This window comes from Emticicia sp. MM (assembly GCF_001649495.1).
Genome location: NZ_LXHX01000116.1, coordinates 1 through 10,610, shown reverse-complemented (window position 1 = coordinate 10,610; position 10,610 = coordinate 1). Strand labels below are relative to the sequence as shown.

13 protein-coding genes are annotated in these 10,610 nt (G+C 34.4%); 6 read left to right on the top strand and 7 right to left on the bottom strand.

The genetic code is table 11. From position 1 onward, the window contains the following. Window positions 1–52: 52 nt before the first annotated feature. Window positions 53–1,282 carry an alkaline phosphatase family protein gene (locus A6M55_RS16065; protein ID WP_064198534.1) on the top strand — a complete coding sequence of 410 codons (1,230 nt, stop codon included), beginning with the start codon at window positions 53–55 and terminating at the stop codon, window positions 1,280–1,282. 68 nt (window positions 1,283–1,350) lie between these two features. On the opposite strand, the gene A6M55_RS16060 is transcribed toward A6M55_RS16065, so the two are convergent. Continuing rightward, window positions 1,351–2,196 carry an AraC family transcriptional regulator gene (locus A6M55_RS16060; protein WP_015028559.1) on the bottom strand — a complete coding sequence of 282 codons (846 nt, stop codon included), beginning with the start codon at window positions 2,194–2,196 and terminating at the stop codon, window positions 1,351–1,353. 367 nt (window positions 2,197–2,563) lie between these two features. Between A6M55_RS16060 and A6M55_RS16055 the strand changes: the two genes are divergently transcribed. The 4 genes from A6M55_RS16055 to A6M55_RS16040 all read left to right on the top strand — a co-directional run bounded on the left by A6M55_RS16055 (window position 2,564) and on the right by A6M55_RS16040 (window position 6,471). After that, complete coding sequence (locus tag A6M55_RS16055) at window positions 2,564–3,565, top strand: phytanoyl-CoA dioxygenase family protein (protein WP_015028560.1); 1,002 nt, start codon at window positions 2,564–2,566, stop codon at window positions 3,563–3,565. Window positions 3,566–3,724: 159 nt separating this feature from the next. Continuing rightward, window positions 3,725–4,543, top strand: coding sequence for an aldo/keto reductase (locus tag A6M55_RS16050; protein ID WP_064198533.1), 819 nt, complete (start codon window positions 3,725–3,727; stop codon window positions 4,541–4,543). Between the two features lie 93 nt (window positions 4,544–4,636). Next, window positions 4,637–5,668, top strand: coding sequence for a hypothetical protein (locus A6M55_RS16045; RefSeq protein ID WP_064198532.1), 1,032 nt, complete (start codon window positions 4,637–4,639; stop codon window positions 5,666–5,668). A 29-nt stretch (window positions 5,669–5,697) separates the two neighbouring features. After that, the gene (locus A6M55_RS16040; protein ID WP_015028563.1) at window positions 5,698–6,471 is read left to right on the top strand and encodes a pentapeptide repeat-containing protein; all 774 of its coding nucleotides are present in this window, start codon (window positions 5,698–5,700) and stop codon (window positions 6,469–6,471) included. Between the two features lie 43 nt (window positions 6,472–6,514). On the opposite strand, the gene A6M55_RS16035 is transcribed toward A6M55_RS16040, so the two are convergent. After that, the gene (locus A6M55_RS16035; protein ID WP_064198531.1) at window positions 6,515–6,733 is read right to left on the bottom strand and encodes a hypothetical protein; all 219 of its coding nucleotides are present in this window, start codon (window positions 6,731–6,733) and stop codon (window positions 6,515–6,517) included. Between the two features lie 233 nt (window positions 6,734–6,966). Between A6M55_RS16035 and A6M55_RS16030 the strand changes: the two genes are divergently transcribed. Then, the gene (locus tag A6M55_RS16030) at window positions 6,967–8,118 is read left to right on the top strand and encodes a DUF1624 domain-containing protein (RefSeq protein ID WP_064198530.1); all 1,152 of its coding nucleotides are present in this window, start codon (window positions 6,967–6,969) and stop codon (window positions 8,116–8,118) included. Window positions 8,119–8,177: 59 nt separating this feature from the next. On the opposite strand, the gene A6M55_RS16025 is transcribed toward A6M55_RS16030, so the two are convergent. The 5 genes from A6M55_RS16025 to A6M55_RS16005 form a co-directional block, all read right to left on the bottom strand. Continuing rightward, a complete protein-coding gene (locus tag A6M55_RS16025) occupies window positions 8,178–8,594 on the bottom strand; it encodes an OsmC family protein (RefSeq protein WP_015028566.1) in 417 nt (138 codons plus the stop codon). A 210-nt stretch (window positions 8,595–8,804) separates the two neighbouring features. Beyond that, window positions 8,805–9,050, bottom strand: a complete 246-nt coding sequence (locus A6M55_RS16020) for a hypothetical protein (RefSeq protein WP_015028568.1) — start codon at window positions 9,048–9,050, stop codon at window positions 8,805–8,807. A gap of 16 nt (window positions 9,051–9,066) precedes the next feature. Further along, on the bottom strand, window positions 9,067–9,606 hold the full coding sequence (locus tag A6M55_RS16015) for a DUF420 domain-containing protein (protein ID WP_015028569.1): 540 nt from the start codon (window positions 9,604–9,606) through the stop codon (window positions 9,067–9,069). Window positions 9,607–9,663: 57 nt separating this feature from the next. Continuing rightward, window positions 9,664–10,359: an SCO family protein gene (locus tag A6M55_RS16010; RefSeq protein WP_015028570.1), complete on the bottom strand. Its 696-nt coding sequence runs from the start codon at window positions 10,357–10,359 to the stop codon at window positions 9,664–9,666. A gap of 1 nt (window position 10,360) precedes the next feature. Then, window positions 10,361–10,610: cytochrome C oxidase subunit IV family protein (locus tag A6M55_RS16005; protein ID WP_064198529.1), on the bottom strand; the 250-nt coding region annotated here is incomplete at its 5' end.

Below are 10,610 nucleotides of genomic sequence, written 5' to 3'. Positions count from 1 at the left end.
ACCTCTTTCTTGAGCATCTATTTTTCCGCATAAATAATCTTAAACAAGTTCAATGAATAAAGTTTTTCTTCTCATCATTTTCTTCATTACGTTTACACTTTCTGCACAAGTAAAAAAGAAAGCAGTTTTTATTATTGTCGATGGAATTCCTGCCGATGTGATTGAAAAAATTAAAAAGCCTCATCTTGATTCTATTGCACAAGTAGGTGGCTATACACGTGCTTATGTAGGTGGAGAAAAAGGTAATTATTCTCAAACACCAACTATCTCGGCAGTTGGCTACAATAGCTTGCTTACTGGCACATGGGTAAACAAACATAATGTTTGGGACAATGATATTAAAGCTCCCAACTACCATTATTGGACAATTTTTAGGTTTTTCAAACAACAATTTCCAGCGAAAAAAACTGCCGTTTATTCTACTTGGCTTGATAACCGAACCAAACTTGTGGGCGATAATTTACCTCAAACAAAACACCTAAGAACTGATTTTCATTTTGATGGATTAGAACTTGACACTGCCCGTTTTCCGCACGATAAGCAAAGTAAATATATTCATTCGATTGATGAAGAAGTAACTGCCGCAGCCGCCAAAGGTATCAGGACTGATGCCGCAGATTTGAATTGGGTGTATCTGGAGTATACCGATGATATGGGGCATAAACATGGCGATAGCCCAGAGTTTTATAATGCTATTGAAATAATGGATAAGCAAGTGGGAAAAATCTGGCATGCAATCAAATATCGACAAGCAAATTTTAAAGAAGATTGGGTAGTTTATATAACAACCGACCATGGTCGAGATGCCAAAACTGGTCGAGGACACGGTGGACAGTCGGATAGAGAACGACAAACTTGGGTGATAACCAATGCACAAGGTTTAAATGCCTATTTTAAAGAAAACCAACCTGCAATCGTTGATATAATGCCTTCTATTGCTAATTTTTTGGGGTTAAAGTTTCCAAAAGAACAAGCATTTGAAATTGATGGCGTTTCATTAACTGGAAAAATTTCAGCAATTTCGCCCAAAGCAACAATTAAAGAGAAACAAATTACTATTCAGTGGAAGGCTATCGACCCTAAAGGTAATGCTAAGATTTGGTTAGCTACCACCAATCAATTCGAAACAGGCGGAAAAGATACTTATCAGTTCATTAAACAAGTGGCTGTAAAAGACGAAAGTGCTTCTATTGATGTAAGCAAAGTACACTCTTCTTTCTACAAAATTGTTTTAGAAATGCCTTACAATAATCTTAATCGTTGGATTATTTTGGAGAAATAAATATAACAAAAATGAAAGAGTGGCCCACCTGTTCACTACGACAATAAGGTATGCCACTCTTTTTACACTTATTTCATAAAATACCGTTTCTTAAATGCTAAAGGGTTTTCACCTGTAAGCTTTTTAAACGTTCGATTGAAATATGACATACTTTCAAAGCCACAATCAAAGCAGGTTTCGGTAACATTTCTATCAAGCAAAAGCAGATTTTTTGCCTGATTTACGCGATAATGATTCAAAAACTCTACAAAAGTAAGTTTGGTCATTTTCTTAAAATACCTACAAAAAGCGGCCTCACTTAAGTTACTCATTTCAGCCACCTCTGTCAAATCTATCTTTCTTTGGTAGTTTTCATCGATAAATTTATAAAGTCGTTTGATACGTTCTTGGTCTTTTTTGTTGTATTGATTCTCAACTGGCTTGTCATGTAGTAAAACGTAATCTTGGGTTGTCGCAAGTATTTGAAAAAGGCTTAATATCTCTAAAAATTGACTAAAATAACTCAAACTTTCCAAGCTTTTCACTCGCTCAGCTATTTGTTGTTTAGTTTTTTCTCCAAAAGCAATTCCGTATTTTGAACGTTCAAAAAGTGCTTGAATAGCTCTTAACTCTGGAGTTTCGATGAGGGCATTTTGCAAAAAATCTTCTCTTACTTGCAAAACTACTTTTTCGTAATCTCCTTCAGCCATATAATCAAAATTTAGATGCGGAATATTCGAGCCAATAAATACTAAATCGCTTGCTTCATACTGAGAAAGATGTTCGCCCACATGCCGTGTTCCGTTGGTTCCTTCAATATAAACCAGTTCTAATTCAGGATGAAAATGCCAATAAAATACTTGGCTCAATCTCGGTCTAAATACCCGAAACGAGCTTTTCGAATCAATCGTAAATTCTTCTAAAACTATTTTCATTTTGATTTTCTATTCAAATAGACGATGATAAGCATCAAATTTGCACATATTTCGTAAACAAAACGAATAATTAAGACCTAAATATCAATATTATTCAAAAATTTGACATTATCGGTAAAGTATTATAATTATTAAACCCCTAAGTTTGTATCATTATTTTAATTTTAAATATCATTAAATTGTGTTTTTGATATATATTTTCAGTGAATTTATTCACTAGTTAAAAAACAACGGAACTCTTGAATTACAGATGCGGACTTGAAGTCCGCATAAACCTAAACATTTCTTTGTTCCCTTAACCATTGATTTCAATCACTGCTTTAAAAAACTGGTTTTACTTAACATCATTCATTAAATAAAATAATCTATGCAAATGATAGGAACGCCTACCGCCGCCCCAACTATGGCTCCAACTATGATGCCGAATCAAAACCATACAGATAAACCCGGAAATCCTTCAACCGCCACAAGTAGCCAAATTAAGCTTCGTACAAGCTTAGCTGAAGGCGGTCCACTTCGTGTATTAACTGAAGATGACTGGAAGTTTTGGATTGAAAATGGCTACGTAATCATTAAGAATGCAGTTCCGAGAGAACAAGCATTACGTACTGCTCAATTTATTTGGGAATTTGAAGAAAAAGACCCTAATGACCCAAACACTTGGTACACACCCCCTCGTGCTGAAATGAAAATGAAGGAATTAACAGGTACAGGAATGGTTGAAGTGTATAATAACCAGCATTTGTGGAATAACCGCCAAACTCAAAAAGTATATGATGCTTTTGTAGATATTTGGGGAACAGAAAAACTTTGGGTAACCATCGACCGAGCCAATTTGAACTTCCCACTACGCCCAGGTTTTGAATATAAAGGTTTTATCCACTGGGACTATGACCCAGAAACTAAGCCTCAAAATGTACAAGGCGTTTTAGCTTTAGCCGACCAAACTGACGAAAATATGGGTGGTTTTCAGTGTATTCCTGAACTATTCCGTACGTATGATACATGGAAACTAACCCAGCCCGAAGACCGTAATCGCTTCCAACCAGATACGACTGGATTTGAAGATAAATTCGTAAAAGTAAAGCTCGAAGCGGGTGATTTACTAATTTTCAATAGCAGTCAACCACACGGAATTCGTCCGAATAATTCGAAAGATAAAGTACGAATTGCTCAATACATTTCAATGATGCCTGCCGAAGAAGAGAACGAGGCATTACGTGATTGGCGAGTGAATTCTTGGAAAAACCGCATTTCACCAGAAGGTTATGCATTTCCGGGAGACCCAAGAAATTGGGAAAAAACAAAATATGATACAGCCGAATTAAACGATTTAGGTAAAAAAGTATTAGGTTTGGAGAAATGGTAAGTTGAGACAGAATTGTAAATTAAGGTAATATTAATACACATCCCCCTACCCCCTCAAATTTGTGAAGAATCGAAAAACTCTAGCTTTGATGGGGATAGGGGATTTTAAACCAACATACTTTCCTAAAAACATTGTAATTTTGACATAATCAAAAACTTTATGCCTAACCAACTCTACACTACCCTCAACAACGGTATCCAAATGCCTTTATTAGGCCTTGGTGTTTATGATATGTATAACCGTGAAGCCGAACAAGCTGTGTTATGGGCTTTAGAAACAGGTTATCGACTTATTGATACTGCTGAAATGTATAAAAACGAAGTTGAAATTGGCAATGCGATTCGTGAAAGCAGTATCAACAGAGCTGATATTTTCGTAACTACCAAGGTTAATAACGGCGACCAAGGTTTTGACCAAACTTTACGTGCATTTGATACTAGCCTCCAAAAACTAAATATTGATTACATTGATTTATATTTGGTACATTGGCCTATCAAGGCTACTCGCAAGGATACTTGGCTAGCACTCGAAAAACTTCAAAGCGAAGGCCGTGTACGGGCAATCGGAGTGGCGAATTACCTTATTCCTTTTCTATCAGAACTTGAATCGTACGCCACAATTACTCCTGCTGTAAATCAAGTTGAGTTTAGTCCATATTTGTATTTAAAAGATTTACTGGAAGTCTGTAAACAAAAGAAAATCCAACTGCAAGCCTATACTCCCCTTATAAGAGGTATGCGAATGCAAGACCCTAAACTTCTAAGTATTGCCAATAAATATCAAAAAACACCCGCCCAAATTATTCTAAGATGGGCTTTACAACATGGCGTTTCAAGTATTCCCAAATCTGTTAATTTGCAGAGAATCAAAGAAAATTTTGATGTTTTCGATTTTGAAATTAGTCATTCAGATATGAATTTGATTGATAATTTTAACGAAAATCTGAGAGTCGTTGAAGACCCCATGGATTTATTCTAAAAAATAAATCGAATTTTCTGCAACGCTCGTTTCATCTTTTGCATCTTATGTTCAGACAACAAAAATTATGAAATCTTAACATTACGCAATTGTATGAAAAAGCTACTCTCATTATTTATTTTAGGTTTATCGTTTACTACTTTCGCACAAGACAAAGAAACACCCTATTTCGTTAAAACTTACAAATCTTCTGAAGTAAAAAAACTTAATGTTCGTACATCTGGTGGTGGCATTTCTGTCACGGGTAGCACAGATGGTGAAGCAAGAGTAGAAATTTACATTAGAGGAAATAATGGTGGTAATGACTTGAGCAAATCTGAAATCGAAGAACGCCTAAAAGATTACGAATTAAGTGTCAAAAAAGACGGAGAAACAATTAACTGTATTGCCAAACGTAAAAGCGAAAGTGGCTGGAATAACTGGAAAAGTGGACTAAGTATTTCTTTCAAAATCTACACACCAGAAAAAATTTCTACCGATTTAGTTACAAGTGGTGGAGGAATTTCGCTTAAAAATCTTACTGGCGACCTTAACTTTACTACTTCGGGGGGCGGTTTAAAACTTCAGAAATTAGGGGGCAATGTAAAAGGACGCACCTCAGGTGGTGGAATAAATATCAGCGATAGCCGCGATAATATTGACGTTTCAACAAGTGGAGGTGGAATTGTTGCTGAAAACTGCAAAGGTGATATTCGACTTTCAACTTCAGGTGGCGGGCTTACCCTAAAAGACCTTGGCGGAAATATCAAAGCAACAACAAGTGGTGGCGGAATTAGAGCCGAAGTTATTAGCGGAGATTTTATTACTTCTACTTCGGGTGGTTCAATCAAATTAGATGACATCACTGCCAGCGTAAAAGCTTCAACTTCGGGTGGTGGAATTGATGCTGATATCAAATCCCTCGGAAAATACCTTTCTTTATCTACAAGTGCAGGAAGTATTCATGTAAGAATGCCTCTAGATAAAGGTATGGATTTAGACCTTGATGGTCAACGAGTTAAAGTTCCAGCGTTAGCCAAATTTAATGGAACAATGGAAAAAGACCGTGTGAGGGGTTCGCTCAATGGTGGTGGTATTTCTGTTAAAATGGATGCCAATTCGGGTGGCGTATATATCAACGAATAATTTTAATTTCTATCATACTAAAATCATTTATGAAACAGATAATTATTATGATGGCTTTTGCTTTTGTAGGAATAAAAGCATTGGCTCAGAAAGAAGTTTCAGCCAAAGCCATTTTTGAAGCAATTGATAAAGGCCAATCGATTGATTACCAAAATGCTACCATTGTAGGAGATTTAGATTTGACTGAACTTTCTAATAAAAAACGTATAAAAAATAAAGGTAGCTACGAAGAATACAAAAGCTACGTTGAAGTTCCTGTTTCGTTTAAAAACTGTATTTTCAAAGGTGATTTTATTGCCTATAAAAACCTTGAAGAAGAAAAAAACAGAAAAATGGGCAATGGAAACGTTAATTGGAGTATTGGAAACGGTACTACTTTTACGACTGATTTTGAAAAAAGTGTAGTTTTTGAAAATTGTAAGTTTGAAGGTAAAACTGAGTTTAAATATTCAGATTTTGCGGATAATACTTCTTTTGGAGGCACAAAGTTTGCCAAAGAAGCTAATTTCAAATATGCTGATTTTAAGCAAGAAGCCATTTTTGCCAAATGCGATTTCTACGATTATGCTAATTTTAAATATACCAGTTTTAAAAATGACGCCGATTTTTTTGATGTTCGATTTAGTAATTATGCCGATTTTAAATACACGAATTTCAATGACCGAGTAACATTCAAAAACACTGCATTTGGTAATCATGCTGATTTTAAATATGCCGATTTTAAAAATGAAGTCAATTTTGATAACACAAAGTTTAAATCAGGTATTGATTTGAAATATTCCAATGGAAAAAAATTCTTTTAATATATAACACTAATGCCACGGTAAAAATCGTGGCATTAGTGTTTTACTCCAAGACTTCAACATTATACCCTGCGATTAATAACCGTTGAATCAGATAATCTTCTTGTAATTCAATTTTATAGTTCTCCACTCGTAAAATTTTATCACAATCTTCTAAGTCAAAATTCCATTTACTTGGTGAAACAATTAGTTCATTTAAGATAGGAGCAATTTGCTTTACCTGTCTTTTATTTTTTATCGTAGTTTTAAATACCCAAATCATAATTCTCTTAGGTTTGGATGGGAAGGATATGTAAAGTAAATCTTATTCACTGTCAACCCTATGTCAGTTAATTTTATTTTTTTTCATTTTCTACGATATTCTTATCAAAAACGCAAAGTAAATTCACATACAACTCACTGATTATAAGGAAATTAATTTTACAAAATTTTTATTCTAGTACTTTTAACTTTACATTTGTTAAAATATCAAATTGTTTCCCTAATAAATAAATTATGAAAAGAATTACTTCCATTGATACTCTTCGGGGTATCGTCATGATTATCATGGCCCTTGACCATACCCGTGATTTTCTATTACAGAACTCTCTCAACCAAAGTCCGACGGACTTAAGTAACACTTACCCTGCTCTTTTTTTTACTCGTTGGATTACCCATTTATGTGCTCCTACTTTTGTTTTTTTATCAGGTGTTTCGGCCTATATTTCTGCTAAACGCCAGACGAATATCGCCGAAAACAAGAAATTTTTACGAACTCGTGGACTTTGGTTAATACTCTTAGAATTTAGTATTATTTCTTTTGGAATTTGGTCAGATATTGGGTTCTATACTTTACTTTTTCAAGTAATTGCAGCCATTGGTGTGGGCTTCATTCTGCTGTCATTCTTAATTGGAAAATCTCCTAGATTAATTTTATCAATTGGGAGTTTTATCATGCTATTTTATGGTCTTTTAGCTCTCGTGCCAGATTCCATCATCAAAACTATTTTGGGCCCTTTATTTACGCTTACTGTTCTTCCATTTGGTTCAAGACTTTTGATTTTAGCTTACCCAATTATTCCGTGGTGGTCGATTATGTTGATTGGCTATGGCTTAGGCGAGTACTTTCTGAGTGAAAAAAATATCAGAACCAACTTTTTTATCAAAATTTCAGGTGGATTTTTAGGAACATTTTTATTATTGAGATTCATCAATATTTATGGAGACCCTATTCCTTGGAGTACACAGACGAAGCCCTTTTTTACAGTTTTATCATTTTTAAATGTTTCAAAAAATGCCCCTTCTCTCGACTTTACTCTTTGTATGTTGGGTATTTCGTTTTTCCTTTTGTGGTTATTTGAAAAAATTGGCGATAAAAAATTTCAATTTTTTAAGGTTTTCGGAAGCGTTCCGCTTTTTTATTATCTCATTCATTGGTACGTGATTCGTACTTTCTTAATAATAGTATTTTTAGCCAAAGGTTATAGTTGGAATGATTTTGTTTTCAACGAACAAACTCTGGGCCGTCCTAAAAATGATGATGGAATTACCTTACCTCAGGTTTACCTTATTTGGTTAATAGTAATTCTAATTATGTATCCACTTTGTAGATGGTATAGTCGATATAAAGGTCAGCATCCAGAGATAACTTGGTTGAGATATCTATAAAGAATGTAGGCTCAAAGCAAATGCTTTGAGCCTACATTCTTTATATCTGCTTCTAATAATTAGGATAACGTAGCAGTAAGTGTAATTTCAGCATTGAAAAGCTGGGAAATCGGACAGTTTGCCTTTGCATTTGCTGCTGCTTCTTGAAATTGCTCTTCAGTAATATTTGGAATTGAAGCATTCATTTCTAAATGAATATGTGTAATTTTCCCATCTTCAAAAACTACTTTTGCATTTGTATCAATGTTATCTGCGGTAAAGCCCAACTCATTCAATACAAAGCTAAATTTCATTGAAAAACAACCCGCATGAGCCGCTCCAATTAGTTCCTCTGGGTTTGTACCAACGCCATCTGCAAAACGCGTTTTAAACGATAATTGTGCGTTATTTAAGGTAGTACTTTGTGTCGAAACAGTTCCTACACCTTCCATTCCTGTACCTTTCCAATTTGCCGATGCTTGTCTTGTAAATTTCATAGTCTTTATTGTTTAAATTGTTGATTTTGATAATACAAAGTCAGAAAGCTTAAATGCTACTTTACTCATTCCTAAGAAATTTCTTAGGTTATTTTCGAGGAGTTGTATTTCATTCATTTCTGTGCGTGATTTTACTTCAGAAAAATACAAAAAAAGCGATTACAAGACTAAAAATCTAGTAATCGCTTCTTGAAAATTATATCTATGAAATTATTGCTGGCTCATTTTTAGTCGCATTTCTTTCTTTGCCGCTCTAAACCAAACAAAAATTAGCGTTGGAATTGAAAGGTAAGTAAAAACCAACATCAATAGAATTCCATCATTAATTCCTGTGCCAATCACACCGCGACCTTCGCTTAAATTGCTTCCTACACTCGCCCTACACATTGCACATTGAGCAAATGTGATAGTCTGAGTCAATAAAAATACTATTATTAATGCAAGAAATCTTTTCATGATTAATTTCTTTAAATTATACGTAATATGGTCTAATCATTAAATACGCAATTACACCTGTTATTGATACATAAAGCCAGATTGGAAAAGCATATTTAGTTAGTTTTCGATGCATTTCATATTCGTTAATCCATGCAAAAAAATATGTTCTTAATACCAAAGGTAATACCACAAGAGATAGTAAAATATGGCTAATTAATACAAAATAATAGATGTATTTAACGAAGCCCTCTCCACCGAAACTCGTTGATGGATTGGTTAGGTGATAAAGTACATAACACACTAAAAACAAACCACCTAGACCAAAAGCGATTGTCATTATCTTTTTATGACGCTCAATCTGCTTTTGTTTAATTAAAAATAAACCGTAAATCAAAAGAACTGAAGTTAACGTGTTTATTGCTCCAATAACATGAGGCAAAACTTTCGTCCATGCTCCAATATCAAGCTTTTGTCTGATTCCCAATAAAATTGCCACCACTAATGGCACTGCTACCGACACAACATTAATAAATGTCATCGAAGCTTTATCTTGCTTTGCTTTCACCGCTTTCATTTTTAGTTTTTTTCAACAATAGATTAGCAATAAAAGATAATTCGGGGCTGAAGTAAGCTACTTTTTAGATTTATATATCTCTGTTAATACCTTCACTTCTCCTATCAGACGCTCGACATCAGGATTATATGTCCCATCGTAAATGCCTCTAATGTACCCTTCCTTATCTATTAGTAGTAACTTTTCTGAGTGTATAAATGTTTCATCTACTGACCTTATTTTTGAGTCATATTCTGAAGCATCCGCCACAGGTAACTTATATCCTTTAATAGCAATATCATAAATTGCCTTTTTATCGCCAGTCAGGAAATACCATTTACCTGGCTTGGCATCATATTTTTGGGCATATTTTTTAAGTACAGCCGCTGAATCATATTTCGGATCAACTGAATGTGAAACTATCCTAACATTGGTATCAGCGGAGAATATACTTTGTACTCTCGATAAACTGTTAGAAAGCTTGGGGCATATTGTTCCACATCTTGAAAAGAAGAAATCAGCTACATAGATTTTTCCTTTTAGTTGCTCAGTTGAAAATTCTTTACCCTCTTGGTCAATTAATTTATAGGGCGGAATTTGGTGAAAAACTGTATCTCCACCTTTAATTACTACCTGACCTGTTTCATCGATTTCAGGCATTAAATAAGGTAGTTTATAATAGTTCTGCCCAAACATTTTGAGCATCACAAAAATTAAAGTCGGAACAGCTAATATTCCTATTAGTATTCCGACTTTAGAAGATTTTTTTTGCATTTTATTTGCCAATATATCTCACTAAACCAATGTATCCTCCTTCCACAATCAAAGCAACAATCAACCATACCACGAATATACATGGCAGAATTATTGTCCAAATCAACGATTTCACTTCGTTCTTTAAGTGCATAAAAATACCCACGATATAGTATGCTTTCACGATTGTAAGAATAATGAAGATACCGATTTTTGTCCATTTATATGTATCAGCATCAATAGTAAAAGCTATCAAAAATTCGAAAGCTGTG

Coding starts and splice junctions, on each gene's coding strand:
- A6M55_RS16065 (WP_064198534.1), top strand. CDS start 53: ATGAATAAAGTTTTTCTTCTCATCATTTTCTTCATTACGTTTACACTT.
- A6M55_RS16060 (WP_015028559.1), bottom strand. CDS start 2,196: ATGAAAATAGTTTTAGAAGAATTTACGATTGATTCGAAAAGCTCGTTT.
- A6M55_RS16055 (WP_015028560.1), top strand. CDS start 2,564: ATGCAAATGATAGGAACGCCTACCGCCGCCCCAACTATGGCTCCAACT.
- A6M55_RS16050 (WP_064198533.1), top strand. CDS start 3,725: ATGCCTAACCAACTCTACACTACCCTCAACAACGGTATCCAAATGCCT.
- A6M55_RS16045 (WP_064198532.1), top strand. CDS start 4,637: ATGAAAAAGCTACTCTCATTATTTATTTTAGGTTTATCGTTTACTACT.
- A6M55_RS16040 (WP_015028563.1), top strand. CDS start 5,698: ATGAAACAGATAATTATTATGATGGCTTTTGCTTTTGTAGGAATAAAA.
- A6M55_RS16035 (WP_064198531.1), bottom strand. CDS start 6,733: ATGATTTGGGTATTTAAAACTACGATAAAAAATAAAAGACAGGTAAAG.
- A6M55_RS16030 (WP_064198530.1), top strand. CDS start 6,967: ATGAAAAGAATTACTTCCATTGATACTCTTCGGGGTATCGTCATGATT.
- A6M55_RS16025 (WP_015028566.1), bottom strand. CDS start 8,594: ATGAAATTTACAAGACAAGCATCGGCAAATTGGAAAGGTACAGGAATG.
- A6M55_RS16020 (WP_015028568.1), bottom strand. CDS start 9,050: ATGAAAAGATTTCTTGCATTAATAATAGTATTTTTATTGACTCAGACT.
- A6M55_RS16015 (WP_015028569.1), bottom strand. CDS start 9,606: ATGAAAGCGGTGAAAGCAAAGCAAGATAAAGCTTCGATGACATTTATT.
- A6M55_RS16010 (WP_015028570.1), bottom strand. CDS start 10,359: ATGCAAAAAAAATCTTCTAAAGTCGGAATACTAATAGGAATATTAGCT.